The sequence below is a fragment of the Bacillus kexueae genome (genome assembly GCF_022809095.1).
GTDB lineage: Bacteria > Bacillota > Bacilli > Bacillales > Aeribacillaceae > Bacillus_BZ > Bacillus_BZ kexueae.
The window spans coordinates 42,359-65,967 of record NZ_JALAZE010000010.1 but is presented as its reverse complement, the minus strand read 5'-3'; the positions used below and the strand labels follow the sequence as shown (position 1 = coordinate 65,967).

General features: G+C 38.5%; 16 protein-coding genes. 9 read left to right on the top strand and 7 right to left on the bottom strand.

Features of this window, described 5'->3' with window-relative positions:
• Positions 1–12: 12 nt before the first annotated feature.
• Entirely contained in the window at positions 13–465 is a 453-nt protein-coding gene (locus tag ML543_RS14600) for a tripartite tricarboxylate transporter TctB family protein (RefSeq protein ID WP_243388170.1), read from the bottom strand.
• Between the two features lie 82 nt (positions 466–547).
• Entirely contained in the window at positions 548–1,555 is a 1,008-nt protein-coding gene (locus ML543_RS14595) for a tripartite tricarboxylate transporter substrate binding protein (RefSeq protein WP_243388169.1), read from the bottom strand.
• A gap of 347 nt (positions 1,556–1,902) precedes the next feature.
• Here ML543_RS14595 and ML543_RS14590 point away from each other — a divergent pair, with 347 nt between their 5' ends.
• From ML543_RS14590 to ML543_RS14570, 5 genes are read left to right on the top strand one after another with little or no spacing between them, the layout of a single operon-like run.
• Positions 1,903–2,829: an ornithine cyclodeaminase family protein gene (locus tag ML543_RS14590; RefSeq protein WP_243388168.1), complete on the top strand. Its 927-nt coding sequence runs from the start codon at positions 1,903–1,905 to the stop codon at positions 2,827–2,829.
• Between the two features lie 3 nt (positions 2,830–2,832).
• Complete coding sequence (locus tag ML543_RS14585; RefSeq protein WP_243388167.1) at positions 2,833–2,970, top strand: hypothetical protein; 138 nt, start codon at positions 2,833–2,835, stop codon at positions 2,968–2,970.
• Positions 2,967–4,481 carry a sodium/proline symporter gene (locus tag ML543_RS14580; RefSeq protein ID WP_243388166.1) on the top strand — a complete coding sequence of 505 codons (1,515 nt, stop codon included), beginning with the start codon at positions 2,967–2,969 and terminating at the stop codon, positions 4,479–4,481. Before ML543_RS14585 ends, ML543_RS14580 begins: the two co-directional genes overlap by 4 nt.
• Positions 4,482–4,531: 50 nt before the next feature.
• Positions 4,532–5,887, top strand: coding sequence for a GntP family permease (locus ML543_RS14575; RefSeq protein ID WP_243388165.1), 1,356 nt, complete (start codon positions 4,532–4,534; stop codon positions 5,885–5,887).
• 59 nt (positions 5,888–5,946) lie between these two features.
• On the top strand, positions 5,947–7,092 hold the full coding sequence (locus ML543_RS14570) for a glycerate kinase family protein (RefSeq protein WP_243388164.1): 1,146 nt from the start codon (positions 5,947–5,949) through the stop codon (positions 7,090–7,092).
• A gap of 245 nt (positions 7,093–7,337) precedes the next feature.
• Here the strand turns inward: ML543_RS14570 and ML543_RS14565 are convergent, their stop codons facing one another.
• From ML543_RS14565 to ML543_RS14550, 4 genes are all read right to left on the bottom strand, one after another.
• Positions 7,338–8,009: an ABC transporter ATP-binding protein gene (locus ML543_RS14565; protein ID WP_243388163.1), complete on the bottom strand. Its 672-nt coding sequence runs from the start codon at positions 8,007–8,009 to the stop codon at positions 7,338–7,340.
• 17 nt (positions 8,010–8,026) lie between these two features.
• Positions 8,027–9,586, bottom strand: coding sequence for a hypothetical protein (locus ML543_RS14560; protein ID WP_243388162.1), 1,560 nt, complete (start codon positions 9,584–9,586; stop codon positions 8,027–8,029).
• 34 nt (positions 9,587–9,620) lie between these two features.
• Positions 9,621–10,385 (bottom strand): hypothetical protein, encoded by a 765-nt coding sequence (locus tag ML543_RS14555; RefSeq protein ID WP_243388161.1) that lies wholly within the window; start codon positions 10,383–10,385, stop codon positions 9,621–9,623.
• 77 nt (positions 10,386–10,462) lie between these two features.
• Complete coding sequence (locus ML543_RS14550) at positions 10,463–10,861, bottom strand: hypothetical protein (protein WP_243388160.1); 399 nt, start codon at positions 10,859–10,861, stop codon at positions 10,463–10,465.
• 489 nt (positions 10,862–11,350) lie between these two features.
• Between ML543_RS14550 and ML543_RS14545 the strand changes: the two genes are divergently transcribed.
• The 3 genes from ML543_RS14545 to ML543_RS14535 all read left to right on the top strand — a co-directional run bounded on the left by ML543_RS14545 (position 11,351) and on the right by ML543_RS14535 (position 20,450).
• The gene (locus ML543_RS14545) at positions 11,351–19,102 is read left to right on the top strand and encodes a leucine-rich repeat domain-containing protein (RefSeq protein WP_243388159.1); all 7,752 of its coding nucleotides are present in this window, start codon (positions 11,351–11,353) and stop codon (positions 19,100–19,102) included.
• Positions 19,103–19,169: 67 nt separating this feature from the next.
• A complete protein-coding gene (locus ML543_RS14540; protein WP_243388158.1) occupies positions 19,170–19,388 on the top strand; it encodes an FtsB family cell division protein in 219 nt (72 codons plus the stop codon).
• A gap of 132 nt (positions 19,389–19,520) precedes the next feature.
• Positions 19,521–20,450 (top strand): manganese-dependent inorganic pyrophosphatase, encoded by a 930-nt coding sequence (locus ML543_RS14535; protein ID WP_243388157.1) that lies wholly within the window; start codon positions 19,521–19,523, stop codon positions 20,448–20,450.
• 251 nt (positions 20,451–20,701) lie between these two features.
• On the opposite strand, the gene ML543_RS14530 is transcribed toward ML543_RS14535, so the two are convergent.
• A complete protein-coding gene (locus tag ML543_RS14530) occupies positions 20,702–21,688 on the bottom strand; it encodes a Gfo/Idh/MocA family protein (RefSeq protein ID WP_243388156.1) in 987 nt (328 codons plus the stop codon).
• Positions 21,689–22,048: 360 nt separating this feature from the next.
• On the opposite strand from ML543_RS14530, the gene ML543_RS14525 reads away from it, so the two are divergent.
• A complete protein-coding gene (locus tag ML543_RS14525) occupies positions 22,049–23,605 on the top strand; it encodes a spore germination protein (RefSeq protein WP_243388155.1) in 1,557 nt (518 codons plus the stop codon).
• Positions 23,606–23,609: the final 4 nt, after the last annotated feature.

Below are 23,609 nucleotides of genomic sequence, written 5' to 3'. Positions count from 1 at the left end.
TGTGATTCCCCCTTAAAATGGCAAGATCCCTTGAGGCAGGTAAATGTTCAGCAAATAATTAAAAGATAGATAGATGACGAAGGAGAACGATAGGGCGACAAGGCCATTCACTTTCCAATTTTCATAGCCAAGCAATCGAGTCATTGCGAACAAAAAGGCGACCGTGGTAAGGACAAAGCCGACAATCTCAAGTAGAAAAATATAAAGCAAAATCATTCCAACGATACCTACCAATAGTGTCTTCTCTTTTTTAGCAGCTTGTTTTCCTTCCTTTTTCTTTTCGTTTTTATCGAAAAATAAACCGATTGATAAGACAAGTAAAAGAAAGCCTAGCCCTTTCGGAAGAATGTCAGAATCTACAATCGCGTAAGGAAACTTCGGCAGTTGAAAACTGAGCGTCAAATAAAGAGTTGAAAATAAGATTAAGAGAATTGAAATCTTTCGATTGGTTGTTCGTAAATTCATGTGCTGACACCTTCTTTCTTCTATCAATGTAAGAGAAGAGCTGACTCTATTTGGTAGAGGCAGCTCAGTCCTTTAACCATTTTTAATTAACGAGGCCGATTTCTTCCATTATTTCTTTCATTACTTCGTATTCTTCATCTAAATGAGCTTTAAATTCGTCACTTGCCATAAAATTATCCGTCCATCCGAAATTGTCGCGCTGTTCTTTCCAAGTATCAGTCTCCATCATGTCTAGAATCGCGTTTTCATAATAAGTCACCGCCGCTTCATCCATTTCTGGAGGACCCATGAATCCGCGCCAAACGATGAACTCATCGTCAATGCCTTGCTCTTTTAGTGTTGGGAACGTTGAAATGACGTCTCCTTCAAGGCGGTCAGGTGCCGTGATGGCTAATACTTTTACTTTTCCAGCACGGGCTTGTTCTGTTGCTTCTGCTAGTCCGGTTGAATACACATCGACTTTTCCACCGAGCAACATGCTCATGCCATTTCCATCCTGTGCCGATACATATTTCAATTGCTTCACATCAACGCCAGCTGCTTTCGCTGCCTTCACAAAAACGAGATGATCCATGCTTCCAGGAGCGGAATCCCCTACAACTGAAACGGACTGGGGATCTTCTTTTAAGGCATTCACTAAGTCACTCATCGAATTAAAAGGTGAATCTGCGCTTACAATGAACGCCGCATAATCCGCAATGACTCCCGCAATCGGTGTAAAATCATTATGATCGAGCTCTGATTGTCCATTTAGCGGTACGAATAAAATTGGTGGAGAAGTGACAAACAACGTGTGCGGATCACTCTTTTTTCCATGAACATAAGCCCACCCAACAGCACCGCCACCACCTGGCTTATTTACAACTGCCATCCGTTGATCAATCAGTTGTTCTTCTTCTAACACTTTTGCAACCGTACGTGCAGTCGTATCCCATCCACCGCCTGGTCCAGCTGGTGCAATTACTTCTATTGGTTTAGAAGGTTGAAAGGATTCTTTCTCCCCATTTGAGGAACTAGACTCACTCGCTCCGCCACAAGCCGCTAACGAAAGAGCAAGAAAAGCTGCTAAAATCGTCATTCTCTTTTTCATGAAATACCCCCTTGAATCTATTTGGTAACGCTTTCATCATAACTTGAAGGTTTGTTAGAGTGAATATTCTGAAAGATAAAGACGATTTGTTCTTTGTGGGTATTTTGTTCATTTTGTTTATGAAAGGTAGATTTATAAATGTATAATTTTAAATATTTTAAAAATTTTATCAATTATTGTATATTATTTACTGTAGTTGAAATGAAAGGAGAGATATAAGGGAGTTTATAAATCTACTAAAACAATAATGTTTTTAAAGTCTTAGTTATCAAAAAAAGTAGGTTGAACGGAAAGCTGCTTACATTTTTGTTACGGCTTTATTCGAAAACTTTAATGGAGGTGAGAAGATGCATTTTTTTTCAGCAGCGGAAATAGAGTCGGCTATTTCAATTGAAAGGTTAGTTAACGTATTTGAAAAGGCGTTCAAACAGCAAGAAGAGTTTAAAGTTCCCAACCGAATGCACATATCAGACGGAGATAACACGGCCTTATTAATGCCAGTATTTGATCAAGACTATTATGCAATCAAACTAGTTGGGGTTGCTCCTCATAATTCTTTACTTAACAAGTCTTCGATTCATGGGACTGTATTATTACATGACCGTCAAACATTCGAGCCAATTGCAATGTTCGATGGGCAATCGGTTACTGCTTTACGAACAGGTGCAATCGGTGGGCTGGGCATTCGTTATTTAGCTAAGCGGCGCGCTGAAACAATCGGAATCGTGGGGACTGGTGTGCAAGGGTGGAGCCATTTAAAAGCGGCCATTGCGGTTCGACCGATTAAACAAGTATTTCTGTTTAATCGAAATATTGAAAAGGCAGAAGCGTTTGCGAATAAAATTCGTGAAGTCTACCCAATGATTGAGGTTTATTGTTCAAATATAGAAGATTTAGTGAGACACTCGGAAATTATCGTTACTGCAACTACTTCGACAACTCCAGTTCTTCCTGATTTAGCGTCAAGTATGTGGGAAGGTAAATTAATTGTGGCTGTTGGGTCTTTCAAACCGAATATGCAAGAGCTTCCTCGTTCATTACTTGAGGCAACATCTACATTTTTCATCGATACTATTAATGCCATCAACGAATCAGGGGATATCATTCGTGCGAAAGAAATCCATGGTAATTCTTTTCAATGCCAATCAATTGATCAAATTGTACAGATGAATCCAGACATAGGGAGAATAGGAATATTTAAAACGGTAGGGTCAGCTTTATTTGATTTATTAACGGTTCGGGCGGTTTATGAAGCATTTTATCAGGGGGAATGATGGATGAATATTGAAATTTTTCTCGGTCTTTTTGGTATACCGTTAGGAATCATTTTACTAGCAATGATTTGTTACATTATAGAGGCTAATCGGGAAAAACGAAATTCTTCTATTTCAAATGACAGGGGGGTATCGCAATGAGTGCTCATCCTCTAACGGTATTAGTCATAGGCATTTACCTTCTTTTGTTAGTTTTAATTGGAATATTAAGTTCAAGGAAAAGTTCAGGTGGTCTCACCGACTTTTTTCTAGCGGGGCGAGGTTTAGGGAAGTGGACCGTTGCCTTAAGTGCTGTTAGTTCTGGGAGAAGTGGCTGGCTTATATTAGGTGTTACGGGTATGGCATATGCGAATGGGTTATTAGCTGTATGGGCTTTAGCAGGCTTTATTACAGTAGAAGTGCTTATGTTCTTCTTTGTGGCAAGACGATTTCGAAAGTACAGTGAGCAAACGGATAGCATTACAGTACCAGATATACTAGAGACGCGGTATCAAGACCAATCTAATCTCCTTCGCGTAACAAGTGCTGTGATCATTATTTTCTTTATGGTCGCATATGTAGGAAGTCAAATTGTTGCGGGTGGTACCGCCTTTTCCTCAACTCTCGGATTATCCACTGAAGGAGGTATGTGGTTTACAGCAATTATTCTATTAGTCTATACCTCCTTAGGAGGCTTTCATGCGGTAAGTAAAACAGATGTGTTACAAGCCGGATTTATGTTTTTATCTTTAATCATTCTTCCAATTGTCGCTATCGTTCAAATCGGAGGGTTAGGCCCTATTTTAGGGGCTATGCATACGGAAGGCTCGGGCTATTATGGGTTACTCGGTTATGGTTTTGGTGCGACGATGGGATTAATCGGAATTGGATTCGGTAGTCCCGGTAATCCACATATTCTTGTTCGCTACATGTCATTAAAAAATCCGAAAGAGATGAGGCAAGCAGCGTTAATCGGATCAATATGGAATGTATTAATGGGGTGGGGAGCAATTTTTGTAGGTTTGGCAGGTCGTGCTTATTTTCCAAATGTAGCTCAGCTACCAGGTGAAAATAATGAAGCAATCTTTACGACTTTAGGAAATGAGCTTTTTAATCCTTTCTTTATGGGAATTTTACTTGTCGCCATTTTAGCTGCCATCATGTCTAGTGCGGATAGTCAGCTCTTAGTTGGTTCAAGCTCTCTTGTGCGAGATCTATATCATCGCATGATTGGAAAGGATAAAGAACTAGATGAGAAAAAGCTCGTATTGTATAGTCGGCTATCCATCGTTCTTTTGATGGGATTATCTATTTGGTTAGCTTTCTCTGCTCAAGAATTTGTATTTTGGATGGTCCTCTTTGCTTGGGGAGGGTTAGGAGCATGTTTTGGGCCGGCGCTCCTCTTAACGCTTTATTGGAAGGGAACGACGAAACAAGGTGTGTTCTGGGGGATGGTCGTAGGATTAATAACGGTGATTCTCGTGAAAAAACAACCGGAATGGACCTATCATTTTCTTCCAGATATAAAAGGTTTGGTGGGAAGATTACTATTCGGTATTACGTATGAGGCAGTTCCTGGTTTTATTATGTCATTAGTAGTAACGGTTTTAGTAAGCTTATTTACAAAAAAGCCGTCAAATGCTGAAAAAGTAATGAAAGATTTAGCTTCTTAACGGGGATAAAGCCTGCTTATATCTAACTTGTTGAGTAGGGGGATGTTGACGTGAATGGTGGATTATTATTTTTAGTCTTATTACTTGGAGTGTGTTTTATTGTATTTGCTTCGGTGAAGTGGAAACTGCATCCGTTTTTATCATTACTAGTTGCATCGTTTTTAGTTGGAATTTTAGCTGGTCTACCATTAAATGAGGTCGTAAATGCTGTTAATCAAGGTTTCGGTGGGCTTATGGGGTATATAGGTATTGTCATTGTAGCTGGGACGATTATTGGGACCATTTTGGAAAGGTCAGGGGCAGCTTTGAAAATGGCCGAAGTTGTGCTTCGTGTTGTCGGTGAGAAACGGCCCCAATTAGCTATGTCATTAATAGGAGCCATTGTTAGTATACCTGTATTTTGTGATTCAGGGTATGTCATTTTATCCAGTTTGAAGAAAGCGCTTGCTAAAAAGACAAAGGTTGCATTGGCATCGATGTCGGTTGCGCTTGCAACGGGTCTATACGCGACCCATACGTTAGTTCCGCCTACACCGGGGCCGATAGCAGCAGCTGGTAATATTGGAGCTACCGATTACTTAGGAACGATTATAGTGATTGGAATCGTTGTTGCCATTCCAACGATTTTTATCGGTTATATATGGGCGGTGAAGTTTGCGAGTAAAATCGAAATTGAAGGCGAAGGAAGTAATGCACTGAATTATGATGAAATCGTTAAAGGATTTGGAGAGCTACCATCTGCAGTAAAGTCATTTTCACCGATTGTAGTGCCTATCCTATTGATTGGATTCGGATCGATTGTTAGCTTTTTCGGATGGACAGGTACTTTGGCAACAGGTCTTTTATTTTTAGGTCAACCGGTTGTTGCGCTATTAATAGGAGTTTTCCTTTCGTTTTCTTTAATGCCTAAACGGGATGAGGAAACAATGACAGGTTGGATAAGTGATGGGATTAAAGATGCTTCAAATATCCTTTTAATTACGGCTGCTGGTGGTGCTTTTGGTTCGGTTATTAAAGCAACTCCTGTTGCAGAACTGATTCAAGGAATTGCTGCTGGTGGTCTATTAAATGGAGTATTGGTTCTTTTCATTCCATTTATTGTAGCAGCGGCTTTGAAAACGGCTCAAGGATCATCGACTGCGGCTCTCGTCGTTACTTCAACGCTCATTGCACCTCTATTACCTGAAATGGGAATCGAAGGGGCTATACCGTTAGCGTTAATTGTCATGTCTGTTGGAGCGGGAGCAATGGCCGTTAGCCATGTGAACGATAGCTACTTTTGGGTTGTTACACAGTTTAGTGGCATGAAAGTAACGGATGCATATAAAGCCCAGACAGTCGCGACATTATTGCAGGGGGTAACTGCATTAGTCATAACGATGATATTGTGGGTGATTTTCGTTTAGTAAAATGGATATTGAAAAATGATTTAGGCGTTTAACTGGTTAGAAAGCGAGGATTGTGAGTGAAAATTATAATTGCACCTGACTCATTTAAAGGATCGGTTTCAAGTACAAAGGCAGCGTTAGCGATTGAGCGTGGTATCAAAAGCGTTCTTTCGGATTGTGAAACCATCTGTATCCCGATGGCAGATGGTGGAGAAGGAACAGTTGAAGCGATATTAGCCATTACCGGTGGGAAGGAGATTTATGAGAATGTCAACGATCCACTTGGTAGACCTATTCAAGCTTCTTTTGGGTGGGTTGAGGAAGAAAGAACCGCCGTCATTGAAGTGGCCGCAGCCTCTGGTCTTCCTTTATTAAAGAAGGAAGAGCTAAATCCTGATCAAGCCTCTACATATGGCACAGGGCAACTAGTGAAGAGAGCTTTAGATTTGGGAGCCAAAAAGATCATAATCGGACTTGGAGGTAGTGCAACCGTCGATGCGGGTACAGGTCTGTTGCAAGCACTCGGTGTCAAGTTTTTCAATCAACATGAAGAGGAAATAATAATGGGCGGTGGAAGACTTGGAGAAATCGACAGAATTGATACAGACGAACTTGATATACGACTTTTGCAAACAGAAGTTGTCATCGCATCCGATGTGATGAATCCGTTATTAGGAGAAGAAGGAGCAGTAAACGTTTTCGGTGCACAAAAAGGGGTCCGTGAAGATGAAATGGATGTCTTCGAATCTGGAATGAATCATTTTGCTAATGTGGTTGTCGAGACCGTTCAAAAAGATTACCGCCAAGCACATGGTGCGGGAGCGGCGGGGGGGATCGGCTTCTCTCTTTTATCCTTTCTAAATGCTAGATTACAAAGTGGTTTTAGCTTAATTAGTGAGCTTTCTAACTTAAAAGAACAAATACGGACCGCTCAAATCGTGATGACCGGTGAAGGCAAAATGGACAAACAATCGCTGTACGGAAAAGTCCCAATTGGAATCGCTAAGATTGCAAAAGAGTTTGATATACCAGTCTGTGCATTTACAGGAAAATTTGAAGGGGACATGCAACTGTTTAAACAGCATGGAATACCTATCATTGTCCCTATTGTAGATGGGCCAATGGATGTAACAACGGCGATGAATAGGGGTGAAGAGTTGCTAGAAAAGGCTGCTGAACGATTAATGATTTGGGGGCAAGCCTTTTCAAAAGTGATCAAGTAGGAAAGTGACACAATTACTAAAAGCCACCTCTTTAGATTGGAGAGGTGGCTTTCCTTTGTTGTTACAGAAAGTTTAAGTTCAATAAAGTGTTAACGTATTCTCTTTACAGTTTTTTGGGGTGTCTAGCTCCAAGCGCCATCAGCTCGGGTCGCTTCGGCCCTGCTGTGGCGACGGAAGCCTCCTCGCAGGTCCTCCAGCGCCCTTCTCCTAAGGACTTGCGCTTTGCGCTTTTCTTGGTTTATGTTTTATCTTTGTAAATATTCTTCTTTGATTTCTTCGGTTAAGGGAACGACCTCGTTTTCTAAAATAATATATGTTTCATCACATAACTCTTCGATGTCAGCTTGGTTGTGGCTCGTTAATAAAATGGTATTTCCCTTATTTTGCTGCTCCTTAATGATTTCTTTAATATCTTTGTAAGTTTTAAAATCTAAGGCATTGAATGGTTCGTCTAAAATAATAATATCTTGGTCTTCCATAATGGCTTGTGCGATTCCGAGCTTTTTTTTCATCCCCATGGAATAGACGCCAACCCTGGAGTTATCGTCGGGGTTTAACCCTACTGATTGTAAAGTCTCCCTTATTTTTGCATCATTAATTTTATCGTTGATTTTTGCTAGAAATTGTAGGTTTTTAAATCCGCTATATAGTTCGAGAAAGCCTGGTTCATTAATCAGTGCACCGGTATTAGGAGGGAAGTCGATGTCTTGTCCTAGTTTTTGACCTCGTACATAAATTTCCCCCGTATCAGGTGTCATAAATCCAGCTATCAGTTTGAACAAGACGGATTTGCCGCTCCCATTTGAGCCGATGATTCCGATTGTTTTTCCCTTCTCGATCGTTAAGTTTACATCTTTTAAAATTGTTTTCCCTTTAAAGTTTTTCCCTACATTACATACTTGAATGATATCGTTCATTACGCTCACCTTCTATATTAGAAAATTCTTTGGAAGAACCATTTTCGAATCATGATGTACAACCCAATTGTTGCCATTGATAGAATACTGATCGTTGTGAAAAAAGAGATGCCTCCGCTTCCTACGGTTTCTTTCATCCTAAGTAACGATGACATCCCTGTTGGCAAGTAGTTGACAATGGGCGTATCAAAAATACAGAACATATAGGATGCCATTAATAGAATAAAGCCAGTAGTGGCCGTTCTCGTTAAACAAAAAAGGAAGAAGACGAAAAGAAAACTGAAAACAAGCTCTGCAAACTTACTGCTGACAATGATGCCAATTAAGTTTAGAGGTTTTACACCGTTAACATGTAACTCTTCAAAAACAGGAGTCATATATTCATATCCTTGAAAAGGTAACCTGAATAGAAAAGATATCAAGGATGAAATAGAGATGGTTAAAATGATATACGCGAAAATAAATATGGAAGCTGATCGTAAAATAGAGAACAGCCATTCCTTTTTATGCTTCAATCGAATCGTTATGAAAGAACTTCTATCAGCACTTTCTTTCTCGAGGAAATAGCTCAACAAATAGAGCGGAATCCCGTTGTAAACTACTAAGCTCAAAAAGTATATGAGATGGAAATTCCCAGTGCCATGTCCGTAAAATTGAATGGTTAACAAGTCGAAATAAGTCAAATCTCCAATCCTTAAAATGATGGATAGGACATGGATTGTAACGAAAACGACCATAACGACTAAATGATTTTTTGAAAGCAGCATGCTTAAATTCCATTTGTCTAGTATTGGAATCGAGAGTGATATGGTCAGTGTCTTATTCCAATATCTTTTTATAACCATTACCATGCATACCATCAATAAAAGCTCAGCAATGAATAATAAATAGTAGTTTTCCCCTAATGTTACGAAAGCATGGTGAAGGACGATGTAATTATTTAAAAATAGAAAGGGGACGATTGAATCTACTTCAGACCGAATGCTCAATAACATGAGAATGTACGAAACAATAATGCATGCAATGACTACCTTTGGGTGTAGAAACTGTCTTAGAAAAATAAAAAGAGTTCCTAATAAAGTAAGCCCCAATACCATATGTAAATAGATAAAAAACAGCGAAACGAGAGGAGTCGAAAAAAAACGCTCAAACTCGCTGGTGATTAACGTATTTATATCGACTGGTACGGTTGTAAATACGTTCTCAAATCTTAGACCAATCCCAATGACAATTGAAATCATGACATGTAGAAAAACAAATAAAGAAGAAATGATAAGTAATGATAGGACTTGTGTTAGAAAATACGTCACAAACCTTTTAGATCTCATTAAAATCATATCTTCTATTTTTTTATTGCTTTCAGCAAATTTATATAGAAAATAAAGGAAACTAAGGATGAAAAAGTATAAAATATAATAATGGTCGGTTAACGCGAGAATCGAAAATTCAAAGAATGATAGGTTAAATTGAATGGCTATCCCCTTTAAGTAAACTGCGTAAACCGAAAAGGTGAGTAGGACAATCCAAATTCCTTTTGAGAAAAAATGGTGGATATTGTTCTTAATTAAGCTCGTCATTGGTCGAAAAATACTCCTTTATGTAACGAAAATACTATCTACTGAATATAGTTTCTTTTTTGAAGAAATGAAAATACCAAAAAAGCCCGCTAATAAAAAGAACTAAAAGAAGCGGTCCAACAAGTAAGCGCTGAACGGTAATGGCACTTGCCTGTAAAGAACTAGGATCAAAAGATGTAACTAATCGAAAATAAGGAACACCTAAAATAGCAAGAATGAAATTTTCTACAATGGAATACACAAAAGGCCCTGTTAACACGATAAAAATGTTATTGATATATAGTGAAAGAACAAATCCCAATGTGGCGATAAAAAAGGCAATAACCATTCTCCATAAACTGAGAATCAGTCCATACAGCAATGGGTGATGAACAAAATAATCACCTGCAAACTTATTAAGAGCATGGTCCGTACCTTGTGGTGTTACATCTGGTATAACATATAGACATAAAATTAATCCCGTGATAGATACGATAAAAACAATCAATGACCCACCTAAAGAGGAAACGAGCCATTTAGTCATAACATACTTCTTCTTTGAAACTCTCGTTACCGTGTAGTTTAAGAAGCCATTCTTTCGCTCATAATACATTAACCAGCAAGTAGGGACGACAGCGAACAAAGGAAAAAGCATCGTAAACAATTCCCCTGATTCCTCCCAAACCTCAATATTGTATGAATAGAGGTAGCCGGATTGAAAAGGAATAATAATGAGCCCGCTATAAAGAATGGCGATCATTAAACTAATTAAATAAGGATATTTTAATTTTTGAAACTCTAGTTTTAATAGATTTGTCATGTGCTCGGTCACATCCTTATCGCTTTAATTAAAGAGCCTTGTAACAATAAATTTATGTTACAAGGCACTTATTAATATTAATTTATGTCACTTCTCCATGTTCCACTTACTTGAACATTTACAGGTGTATTCCAATCATTTGAGAAGTGGAGTCTCATGCTATCGCCTTTTATGTGATTTTTATGTCCGTCAAGTGTAAGTGTTTCATTGTCTCCTAAATTTCTAGCCCAATCTCCAGAGTTGCCCTGTGCATCTTGCATTCTAACATCTACTACATAATCTCCACCTACAGATGATGACTTGACTTGACCATTTGCTCCACTAGAAGACTTTACGTGATCATACCCAGTATAACCACTTCCGTTATACTTTCCAACCGTAGTGCTATAGCTTTTCCAACTTGTGCTAGCATAAACGTTAAATGATGAAGCCATAACTGCGGCTCCTACTGCTAATGTGATTAATTTCTTTTTCATAGTAAATTCCTCCCTTATACGGTTTTGATTGGGTTTTGAAAAACCAATAAATGGTTTTTACAGGGTAGAGTGTAACATATGGAACTTATGGAATAAATAGTAAAATTTAATTATTATTTTATTATAATTTAGTCTCTCAACCTTTTCTCCTATTACATAATAAAATGAGGTAATCATGTTCATTTTTAACCATTAACCTGTAATTTTTAATGTAATTGGAATGGTTGCTTGAAGGGAAAGTAAGATGAATTTAGGGGGAGTATCGTATTATATTGGTAAAATAAAACTAGACCATTGGACTATTTTGTTAATTTTAATAGTGTTCAAATAAACGAATAGATAAATGGATGTGAATTCACTTAATTAATTCCTTTAGCCAATTTAAAAATTGTGAAAAGAATTTGTGAATTTTTAACAAGAGTAATACCAACTTACTAGAAATTATGTATAATATTTGTGGTAATAATGTTATAGAAAGGAGAAAAAGTAATGAATAGGGTTAAATGGCTTAATATTACAGTAATATTGACAATGTTACTAACGTTTTTAAGCCCTATTAGTGGAGCAAAATCAGTTCAAGCCTCCATGTATTATGAGCTATATGATTTAGAGCAAGTTGGTCAAGAAGTTGTGCTAACTTGGAACTTCGAGTCATTCGGTTATCCACCGTTTGAACGGTTTGAAGTAAATAGAAACGGCGAAATATTTGAAGTACAACCAGAAATTATTTCTGAAATAAATGATGAAGGAAGCTATTATTCTGCAACATATTCTTATACAGATTCAAACATTGAACCGAATACAGCATATACATATGAAGTCATTGGCTGGTATAACGAACAAGCAACAACAATTGGGGTTAAGGATATTACGACTACTAGCTTTAATGAAAATACTTCTTCAGAGCAGTCACAAGAAGATCTTTCTTATGAAAATTACAGCGGAGCAACTATTGTATTTACGACTGAAGAGGTTGTAGAAGTTGCATGGTATGAATTTAATTCGGTTGATACCATTTATTATGAGTTGTATGTAAATGGTGACCTTTATGCGCAATTGGATTCAGATGTCTTTCAGTATCTTATTGAAGGCCTTACACCTGGGACGCAATATGACATCACTTTTAAAGTAGTGGATCAAGTTGGTAACGAGTTATATCAAGAGACGTTGTATACCGTAACTGAAGAAGTTGAAAATCAAGAGAATCCACCGTCTGATAGCTATGACGCTTTATGGGTAATGGAAGAGTATATTGGTGATACAACTACTGCGATAATGTGGGAATACGAAGGAGAAGAAACTCCAGTAGAGTTTGCAATCTATGTAGATGGTGAATTTTTAGATACAACGAATCACTATAGGTATGAATTAACGAATCTTGAGCCTTCTACATATTACTTTGTTACAGTAGAGGCACTTAATGAATTTGGAGAGTTGCTTGCGGTAGACTCCTATGATTTACATACCATCGGAGCTATTCATGATGAATTCACTGAAGATGAAATTTTTGTGGACATTTATCAACTCTCAAATGAAGCCGTAGAGTTATTTGTTTACACAAATTCATATGATCAACCACCATTTAAGTTCCTTGTGAATGGACAAGAGTGGGATGATATTGTCCAATCAGCAGAATTGTTTGTTCTTTCAGGGTTAACGCCTTCAACAAACTATGAGGTTGAGATTCAAGCAATAAATGATGACCTTTCTGTTAAATCTGAAACGAGCATTTCGTTCAAAACAACTCAAAGTCCGAGCGGAGAAGTTGTGCATTTCCCGGATGCGAATTTAGAATTAGCAATTAAAGATCATCTAGCAATCGACCGTGAGATTTATGTAAGTGACCTTGAGAAGCTTACTTATTTGTACGCACAGGATATGAACATTTCTGATTTAACAGGTCTTGAAAAGGCTGTTAATTTGAAAGATTTAGATTTAAGTTTTAATCAAATTGAAGACCTTTCTCCTCTTCAATCATTATCATTGCTAGAATCACTTGCTCTATGGGGCAATGATATAAAGGATATTACCCCATTAAGTAATCTAGTAAACCTAACTTTCTTAGATTTAAGCTCAAATCATCTTTTTGAAATTGATGCGTTATCAGGACTAACAAATATCAGAGACTTATTCTTAAGTCAGAATCAAATTCAAGACCTAAAGCCTTTAGAAAATCTAACTGGATTAGAGTACTTAGTCTTATGGGATAATCAAATTGCTAATGTAGATGCGCTACAGGGTTTAACCAATTTAAGGGTTTTAGATCTAGATGGAAATGAAGTAGCGGATCTTTCTCCACTTACCGGTTTATCTAACTTACAGTCTTTACTTTTAAGTGGTACGCTCGTTCAAGATATTGAGCCATTAATGTCCCTACAGAATTTACAAGCTCTATATTTGAATAATACGATGTTGAATGAAGGGGCATTTGAATATATTCAACAACTAACTGATAAAGGTGTATACGTAGAATTTAATGGATTCGTTTCTGAAGCATCTTTAGAAGTTGTAGAAGCTTTAGATGAATCAATCACCTTAGAGTGGTCTACTAGTGTACCTGTTGATGAAATTGATAGAGTAGAAGTTTATGAAGGGCTAAACCATTTAACAACCTTATCCCCTACTCAATATACATATACGTTTGAAGGGGTAGAGTCGAATAATAGTTATGAATTCGCAGTGGCAATTATTGATATCTTCGGTAATGCATATTGGGCAGGTGCTAATTGGACAACCGTTCAAGAAGAATTTGTTCAATTTACAGATGCCAATTTAGAATATGCGATTCGCGAAGAGCTAAATATTTTTAATCGTGACCTTACAACTGAAGATTTAAAAGGGTTAAACTACCTAAATGCACAAGGTTACGGAATTGAAGACTTAACAGGATTAGAACATGCAGTAAATTTACAAGACCTTGATTTATCTAATAACAACATCGTAGACATTACACCGATTGCTGGGTTAACATCTCTTACTTGGCTAAGTTTATGGAACAATCAGATTCAAGACCTTAAGCCACTGGAAAATTTAAAGAATCTAGTCTATTTAGATTTAGATGAAAATCGTTTTGAAGACATTTCTGTTTTAGAAAACCTTTCAAATCTTGAAATTCTATGGTTATCTGGAAATGAAATCTATGATCTCCAAGTCTTAATGTCTCTATCAAACTTAACTGATCTTTATGTATGGGATATTCCGTTAAGTGAAGAAACAAGTCAGTTAATAGAACAATTGATAGAAAAAGGTATTTATGTTGAGTACAATGGGTTTGATTCGATTGAGACATATATGGGAATTGTTGATGTAACAGAAGAGTCTGTTACATTTGAATGGATGACTACGGTACCAGAGCAAGATATTGAGAGAATAGAGCTGTACGTAAACAACGAAAAACAAGGTGAAATCAATATTGACGAGTTCATCTATACGCTGGAAAAACTGCAGCCAAACACAAAGTATGAAATTGGTATTCTTATCGTTGAGAAAGATGGCAATGCACATTGGGGAAGCATTGAAGTGAATACGAATCCTACACTAGAAAATGTGGCTGACGTTCGTCTTGTACTCGAACATGAAAACGGAGATTCAATTGTAAGTACTGGATTTTCCATTGAAGGACTAAATGAGACGAATCAGCACATTTATAAATATGGCTTTGTAGATGAATTCGGTGACTTCTACGATGAAAGCGGAAGCGATATCAATAATGTTCTTAAGTTACCTTATGGTCAATACGAAGTAATCGTTTATAACCCATTTGCTGGAGAAGACTTACTTTTAGAGATTGACATTGTAGAGAATGTGGATTATGTATCTGAGCCAATTGTTATAACCATTCCAGCCGTTGAGCAAGTTGGAGAGGTTGTTGAATTTGCGGATGAAAAACTGGAAGAAGTTATCCGTAACAGCTTATGGATTCATGACCGTGACCTTACAACGGAAGACATGAAACAGTTGAAGGTTTTATATGCAAGTGACCAAGGGATTCAAAATTTATCAGGTTTAGAATACGCGGTAAATTTAGAGGAGTTATTTGTATCCCATAACAGCATCAAAGACATCACGCCAATTGCAGGTCTGACTTCATTAAAATCGCTAACGTTGTGGGAAAATGAAATTGAAAGCATCGAACAATTAATGGACTTAACAAACTTAACGTATTTAGATTTAGAGAGTAACCGAATCCGAGACATTTCTGTTTTAGGAAATCTAACTGGACTTGAAGTATTGTGGTTATCTTATAATGACATCGAAAATCTAGAGGTTGTAGGTTCATTACCAAACTTAAGTGAACTTTATTTATGGGGCGTAGAATTAAGTGAAGCGTCTCATGAAATAGTTCGTCAACTAGAAGGAAACGGTGTTTATGTAGAATATGAAGGGTTCGAAGTTGAAGAAGCATATTTAAGTGTACTAGATGTAACAGAACATTCTATTCAAGTTGAATGGTATACTTCCCTCCCAACCGATGAAATCAAAGAGATTGAATTTTATCTAAATGGAGAGAAAGTAGGAACTGGAAATGCATCCGAGCTCACTTTTACGTATCAAGATTTAGAACCAGACACTGAATATGAATTAGAAGCAGCTGTCATTGACGTACACGGTAATCAATATTGGGCGTACAATTTTGCAAAGACAGAGCGTCCACAAGAGGAATTAGTTAAAGTTCAGTTTCAAGCTGTAAATGGTGAACATAACACTTTAAGAGGATTCGAGTTCTCGGTAACAGGTACTGATGAACGGAACGAAGACTGGTATATGTTTGGTTATACAAATGACCAAGGGTTATTTAGAGGTTGGTATAGTCCATCGACTACTTTTGAGCTACCAGTCGGTTCTTATGAAGTGATTGTTCATGGACAGAACCAGTACGAGGACACAATTTTTGAGATTAACCTTGATAAAGATCAAGATTATGTAGCAAATCCAATTATCATCCAAGTGGAAGAAACAGAAAAAATTACAACACCTTTAACCATAAAAGTACAAAATGAAAAAGGTAACCCGATTACTTCTGTCGAGTACATTTCGTTATACAGCCCAATCGTACAGGAAACGTTTGGTTACCAAAATGGATTCAAACATTTATGGCAAGTAACAAATGATAACGGTGAATATGAGTTTGAAGAAGTTGTCGTAGCAGACGAATGGAATTTATACATTAATGCACCTGGATATAAAATATTTGAAGATCAAATCTCCTTCAATGCTGAAGAAAATGAGATTACGGTTACTATGGAAACGGGAGCGTTAATTATTGGTAGCGTCACGACAGAAGATAATCTAAATGTTGAAGGTGCTAATTACTTTGTATACGGTAACCAGTCTTATTCTTATGGTTATATTTCAGGTGGCGAATTACATGTTGGAGGCTTGTACGAAGAAGATTTAACTCTTGAAGTATCAATGCCAGGTTACAAGCCGTACGTTACAACGATTTCTGCAGATGCCTTTGGAGATGGGGTAACAAGTGTTGGTACAATTGAGTTAGAGCGTGAAAAGTACGTTCACGGATATGTGACGAAAGATGGAAATCCTCAGTCTAATGTTTATGTTTATTTATACACTGATAACAATACGTGGAGTTCTTATTGGGCACGCACAGATGCGAATGGATACTTTAAAATCCGAAATGTTCAAAACGGAACTTACACATTAAAGACAGAAGGGTACAACCTTCCTTCATCAACATTAGAGAGTGTTGCTCCATCTGATGAGTTGTTAAATATTATTTTAGAACAAAAAGGTTCTAGCAGCTTTGAGGGAGATGGAAACAGCTTTGCAACTTCATCACAGACGGCTGTACCAGGAAAGCAGTTAGAATACTCGTTCAAATACCAGAACAATGGAACAGTGCAAGCGGAAGATGTTGAAGTGTCATTTAACTTCCCAGCAGGTGTTTCAATCATTGAAGAATCTGCTTTATTGAATGGTCAAAAAGCAACGGTCAAGGATGGTAAAGTAATTATTCCTAATGTAGAAGCAGGAGCAAAAGGGAAAATTACGTTTAAAGCGCAAATTAGCGATACGTATAATCAAGAAACAATCGTAGCTTCAGCAACAATTAAAGCGAATGGTGAAGAGAAAACATACTCTGCACCTACTAATGTATTATTTGTCACTTTACAAGCTCCTGCGACAACAGCGAAGGCTGATGTTAAAGTTTATGGAACGGCCAAAGCTGGTTCAACAGTTAAAGTCTTCGATGGAGAAAAGCTTTTAGCGGAAACGAAAGTGAACGGTCGTTGGTGGTATGCGGATGTTACGTTGCCAGTTCAGTCTGGTCAAGAAAGTTCGCATGACTTAGTCGCGAAGGTTGTGAGTGGTTCAGAAACGGTCGTTTCTCAGCCTGTCACCATCTCTTATGAACCTTCTATTCCGACATTAACAGATGTAACGGTTACAGCTGGATGGAATGGAGACGTCAAGTTAAATCCGTATACAGGTTTAGCTACATTTGCCATTGTGGAGTATACACCAATTGATGTCAAAGTAGCGTTTGATCAAGGAATTGATGAAGGAGCTGTCTACTTCTTAGGTGAAAAATACGAGCTCACTAAAGAAGGCGAAGAATACATTGCCCAAATTCCAGGAACATGGAGTTCATATGGTGAACAATTAATGGAGATTGGGTTTGTTAAAGATGGCCATGAAGTAAGATTGCCGTTAATGGAAGTGATTGTCCTTATTGACCCTTCTGGCTACGTATTTGAGGGTAGCATGGATAATCGTTTAGAAGGGGTAACGGCGGTTGTAGAGGAATATCAACAAGATGGAAGATGGAAACAATGGAATGCTGACTTCTATGGACAAGTGAACCCGCAAATAACAGACGAAGAAGGTCGTTACGGATGGGATGTTATCCAAGGAGATTGGCGAGTTGTCTTTAGCAAAGACGGTTACGAAACGTATATTAGCCGAACTGTAACGGTTCCGCCAGCAGAAACTCAGCTAAATGTACCGTTAGTTCGTACATCTAATCCATCAGTATATGCGATTACGCCAGCTGATGGCATGAAGGATACATCATTACATCCAACAGTAAAGGTTGAATTTGACCGACTAATGAATGTTGAGCACTTACAAAACGGTATTCGTGTAGTCAAGGCAAGTGATGGTTCGGTTGTAAGTGGAAACTTGTCATTTGAAGAAATCTTCAAAGGGTATCAAGAAACCCCTGGTAAACCAGGATACTTTGAAGAAGATCCGACAAAGGAGCTTGCTAAAGTTGTGAAGTGGACAGCATCGGAAGCACTTGAGCCAAACACCGAATACCAAATTGTTGTCGATGCTACCTTGGAAGATTACGATGGAAAAGTTCTTGGAGAAAATGTACAATCATTCTTTACGACTATGGAACAACAAGAAAAAACAGAGGATAATGATGGTGGTTCCGAACAATCTTCAGAAGATCAAGGTACTGATCAATCAAGTACTGAAGAAGAAACTTCTAAGGATCAAGACAATCAACAATCTTCAGAGTCTAAACAGCCGGTGAGTGAGGATCAAAAAGATTCACCAACATCTGAGGACGAAAAAGAAGCAAACCAAACTAATAAAACATCTTCTTCTGTTGAAGATGGAGGTTCAAAGGGGTCTTCGTCTACAAAAGAAATTTATTCTTCATCAGATTTCATGCAAATTGAGGCGATCGCTGTAACAAGCACGAAAAAACAAGCGAAGGTTTCTTCTGAGCAGTTAAAAGAACTGAAAGAGAAAAACGGTACGATTGTCATTTACAGTAAGGGAATTGAACTAAAAGTACCAGCAAATATTTTTGAAAACACATCAGTCGATGTGGAAATTTCAATTGAAAAGCTAGAGGACATTAAAGAAGCGTTAAGTCCGGTATATGACTTTACGATTTATCAGGGTAAACAGAAGATCAGTCAATTTAGTCAACCGGTGACTCTTGTTTTTGATGTGGACACCGAAAGAGTAAACAATCCTGACAATGTAAAAGTTTACTACTGGAACGAAGACAAAAAAGTTTGGGAAGTAATCGGTGGGACTTACAAAGATGGAAAAGTGACTGCTGAAACTGATCACTTTAGCATTTATACGGTCTTTGAATCCACTCAATCAGAGTTAACAAGTACTACAATAGAACCAAGTCATGTAGAAGGTGCTTTACCAAACACTGCAACCTCAAATTATAACTGGCTCTTAGTTGGAGTGTTATTGATGGTAACTGGAGCAGTGTTATTCTTCCTACAAAGAAGAAAGGAAGCTTAAAAATAAAATAACCCTCTTGTATGACAAGAGGGTTATTTCCTATTTTAAATGTGAGAAAGGTGATATTATGAAGAAGATTTTTACAATAATCGGACTATCTACAGCATTAGTTCTGTCTGGGTGCTCAGGTGAAACGTCTGAGAAGGAACAGAAAGACATAACTGAGTTGGAACAGCAAATTAAAGAATTAAAAGTTGAAAATAGTAAATTAAAGACAGAAAATGCGAAACTCGAAAAGAAAGTAGAATTGTTACAAAAGGAAAGAGTTACTAGTGACAAACAGTAGTACGTTAAGGTAAAGGTAGATGCTCAAAAGTAGAAGATTTCCTTTTTGGTAACAGTATTTCTGATATTGAAAGCTTCAAGCAATAGTAGTACGATAAACATACAAAAACAATGTCTATAAAGGAGTGCCAGTATGTCTAAAACACTTATTTTTGGTCATAAAAACCCAGATACTGATTCAATCTGTTCCGCAATCGTATACGCAGATTTAAAAACGAAGCTAGGGAAAACAGTCGAGCCGATTCGCTTAGGTGAAGTGAACAAAGAAACGCAATATGCGCTTGACTACTTCAATATGGAAGCACCTCGTCTTGTACAAGAAGTGTCAAAAGAGACAAACGAAGTCATCTTAGTTGACCATAACGAATTCCAACAAAGTGCGGACGACATTGAAAAAGTACGCATTATGGAAGTTATTGACCACCATCGTATCGCCAACTTCCAAACAGCAGACCCACTTTATTACCGTGCGGAGCCTGTTGGTTGTACAGCAACAATCTTAAACAAAATGTACAAAGAAAACGGTGTGGCAATTGAAAAAGAAATCGCAGGTCTTATGCTATCTGCGATCATCTCTGACTCTTTACTATTCAAATCGCCAACATGCACAGAAGAAGATGTACAAGCAGCGAAAGAATTAGCCGAAATCGCAGGTGTCGAGCTTGAAACATACGGCTTAAACATGCTTAAAGCTGGAGCAGACTTAAGTGACAAAACACCAGCAGAACTAATCTCTCTTGATGCGAAAGAATTCCAAATGGGCGATGCAAAAGTAGAAGTTGCACAAGTGAACGCAGTGGACGTAAACGACGTACTTGCGCGTGAAGCAGAATTAACAGAAGTCATGACAAACACAATCAACGAAAAAGGATTAGACCTATTCCTACTTGTTGTTACAGACATCTTAAATAGCGACTCAACAGCTGTAGCACTTGGTGGACAAGCAGCGGCTGTTGAAAAAGCATTCAACGTAAGTTTAGAAGCAAACAAAGCCCTTCTAAAAGGCGTTGTATCTCGTAAAAAACAAATCGTACCTGCTTTAACAGAAGCGTTAAAAGGTTAATTAAAGATGGAAGCACCCGACGTTGGTCGGGTGTTTTTCATATGTTTGGGCGAATTAAGAGAAAGTTGGGCGGAAAAGCGGTGAATATGGGCGAGGAGCGTGCACATTTGGGTGTAACGTCGGGAACCTTGGGCGGAGCGCGTGTCCCCTTGGGCGATAAACGAATGAAGTTGGGCGAAAGGTGTACAAACATGGGCGTTTCATGGTAAATCTGAAAAAGAGCAGCTCTCGTACAAGCTGCTCTTTTAATATTATTTTTTATCCGCCGGAAACACAATTCCAGTCTGTTTTCGGACCTCATCCATAATCTCCATCGTTACGAGAGAATGGTGGAGGGAGTTGTTCGTGGATTGATGCTTACCCGATTGAATGATGTCAATAAACTCTTTCGTCTCGTAGTACATCGTTGGATGCTCGGGTGGAGACGATATTGTTTCCGTTCGATTGTCCCGATACCGAACTTCAATGTGAGTAGGTGTATGAATCTGGTCGATAATAAGGCTTCCTTCTTCTCCTTGAATTTCTGAAGGTATGTAGGAATTTGTAATTTTGGAATACATAATGACCGCATCCATATCTTCGTATTGACATGTAATCACGCCTTCTCCGTCAACACCGGATTCCAGCTTTATGCTGGAAGCTTGAACCGATAGCGGCTTTCCGAATAAGACAACCATTGGATAAATGCAGTAGACACCAATGTCCATCAAGGAACCATTTGAAAGTTCCGGTTTAAATGCGTTTAAGACAATACCTTCTTTATATTTGTCATAACGCGATGAATATTGACAATAGGATGCAAAATAGCGTCTAATTTTGCCGATTTTATGCAAGTGATTTTGAAGCTCAACGAAATTAGGCATGACCGTTGATTTCATGGCTTCCATTAAGACGACACCATTTTTCTTTGCTGCGTCAATCATCGCTTTTACTTCCATAGCGTTTGAAGCCATCGGCTTTTCGACCAATATATGTTTACCGCTGTTCATTAATGCGATTGCTTGCTCGGCATGAAAAGCATTTGGGCTTGCGATGTAAACCGCATCCACTTCCTCACATGCGCCTAGTTCTTCAATGGTTGTAAAGGTATAAGTGGCACCGTGTTTAGAGGCAAATGGTTTTGCCTTCTCCTCACTTCGAGAGTATACCGCTGTTAATGAAAAGTCTGGAATTCGTTTAGCACTTTCAAGGAAAAGTTCAGTTATGCGGCTTGTCCCAATTGTTGCAAAGCGAATCATGTTCTCACCTTCCGAATTTAATTTACTCCTTCAAATCATACCAAAGGGGAGCATGTTTCGTCTCACTCTACTTTTCTTGTTGTTACAGAAAGATTAAGTTCAATAAAGTGTTAAAGTGTTCTCTTTACAGTTTTTTTGGTGTCTAGCTCCAAGCGCCATCAGCTCGGGTTGCTTCGGCCCTGCTGTGGCGACGGGCGCCTCCTCGCAGGTCCTCCAGCGCCCTTCACCTAAGGACTTGCGCTTTTCGCTTTTCTTGTTTATGAACAAGATTTCCAAAATCATAAATCAAAGGATAAAATCCCAAATTCAGGTCATCCTACCTACAAAGAACAAAATCGTTCGAATAGGTAGGGGTTTTGATTGAAATGGAGAGATGAAAAACAAAAAAAGAATCAGCAAACGAAAAACGCGCATAATGGCACAAAGCATACGAAAAACCTCCTCTCGGAATCTTTAAATGATAACGTGACGTTTATGATGAATGTATTTGAAGATTGTGGAGATATCGTGTTTCGCTCTTTTTCTATTGGAGGGGATGTAGCCGCATGTATTGTCTATTTTGAGAATTTAGTGGACAAGGAAAAAATCGATGACCACATTTTAGCTTCTTTAATGAAGGAAACGAATTTAGAAGAGGATCAGCTAGAACGGGTGATTAATGAAAAAATATCCGTCAGCGATGTGGAAAAGGTTGATTATCTCGATGATTGTGTGCAGTGGATTTTACATGGGTATACGCTCGTTTTAATAAACGGTTTGACGAAAGCGTATGTCGCACAGTTGCCTAAGTACGATACGCGTGCAATTGAGGATCCACCTGCAGAGTCTGTTATTCGAGGACCAAGGGAAGGGTTTATCGAGTCGTTGCCGATAAACACATCACTTATTCGAAGAAAAATAAAAAGTCCAAAGTTGAAAATGAAAAAGTATGTGCTTGGTCGCTACACGTACACGCAAGTCGTCATGGCTTATATTGATGATTTGGTCGACCAAGATTTAATCGACGAAGTCGTGACACGCCTTAATCGAATTGAAATCGATGGCGTCATTGAGAGTGGCTATATTGAAGAATTCATAGAAGACAACACGTATTCGCCGTTTCCGCAAATTTTACATTCGGAACGTCCTGATGTAGCGGCAGCGAATTTATTAGAAGGACGCATTGTTATTCTGGTGGACGGCTCACCGTTTGTTCTCATCTTACCCGTTACGTTGTTTTCTTTTATCCAAGCACCTGAAGATTACTATCAGCGTTCGATGATGAGCTCTCTTATCCGCACGATGCGCGATTTTTTCTTAGGGATTGCGCTCTTGCTACCTTCTTTTTATGTAGCAATCTTAACGTTTCATCAAGAAATGGTGCCCACCAATTTGCTTCTTAGGTTTGCGGCAGCGAGGGAACAGCTTCCGTTCCCGGCACTCGTAGAGGCACTTTTGATGGAAATTACGTTTGAAGCACTGCGGGAAGCGGGACTTCGGCTTCCGAAGCAGGCGGGGGCAGCGGTTAGTATCGTGGGTGCGTTAGTTGTAGGGGAAGCGGCCGTTTCAGCAGGACTTGTGTCATCTCCGATGGTCATGGTTGTTGCGATTACAGGTATTGCTTCGTTTACAATTCCACGGTTTTCATTAGCGATTTCCCTTCGGATGCTTCGGTTTCCGATGATTATTCTTGCAGGGACATTAGGGCTGGTGGGGATTATGCTTGGAATCATATTAATCATTGTTCATTTAAGTTCCCTTCGTTCATTTGGGGTTCCATACCTTGCTCCAATTGCTCCGTTGAAAGTGTCTGAATTGAAGGATACATTCATACGAGCCCCATGGTGGAGTATGCGAAAAAGGCCACATTTAACTGGACAATATCGTCCAGAACGCGTTGAAGGAGGAAAGCAAAACCCGAACAGTCACCGAGATTAAGGAG

Coding starts and splice junctions, on each gene's coding strand:
- ML543_RS14600 (WP_243388170.1), bottom strand. CDS start 465: ATGAATTTACGAACAACCAATCGAAAGATTTCAATTCTCTTAATCTTA.
- ML543_RS14595 (WP_243388169.1), bottom strand. CDS start 1,555: ATGAAAAAGAGAATGACGATTTTAGCAGCTTTTCTTGCTCTTTCGTTA.
- ML543_RS14590 (WP_243388168.1), top strand. CDS start 1,903: ATGCATTTTTTTTCAGCAGCGGAAATAGAGTCGGCTATTTCAATTGAA.
- ML543_RS14585 (WP_243388167.1), top strand. CDS start 2,833: ATGAATATTGAAATTTTTCTCGGTCTTTTTGGTATACCGTTAGGAATC.
- ML543_RS14580 (WP_243388166.1), top strand. CDS start 2,967: ATGAGTGCTCATCCTCTAACGGTATTAGTCATAGGCATTTACCTTCTT.
- ML543_RS14565 (WP_243388163.1), bottom strand. CDS start 8,009: ATGAACGATATCATTCAAGTATGTAATGTAGGGAAAAACTTTAAAGGG.
- ML543_RS14560 (WP_243388162.1), bottom strand. CDS start 9,586: ATGACGAGCTTAATTAAGAACAATATCCACCATTTTTTCTCAAAAGGA.
- ML543_RS14555 (WP_243388161.1), bottom strand. CDS start 10,385: ATGACAAATCTATTAAAACTAGAGTTTCAAAAATTAAAATATCCTTAT.
- ML543_RS14550 (WP_243388160.1), bottom strand. CDS start 10,861: ATGAAAAAGAAATTAATCACATTAGCAGTAGGAGCCGCAGTTATGGCT.
- ML543_RS14545 (WP_243388159.1), top strand. CDS start 11,351: ATGAATAGGGTTAAATGGCTTAATATTACAGTAATATTGACAATGTTA.
- ML543_RS14540 (WP_243388158.1), top strand. CDS start 19,170: ATGAAGAAGATTTTTACAATAATCGGACTATCTACAGCATTAGTTCTG.
- ML543_RS14535 (WP_243388157.1), top strand. CDS start 19,521: ATGTCTAAAACACTTATTTTTGGTCATAAAAACCCAGATACTGATTCA.
- ML543_RS14530 (WP_243388156.1), bottom strand. CDS start 21,688: ATGATTCGCTTTGCAACAATTGGGACAAGCCGCATAACTGAACTTTTC.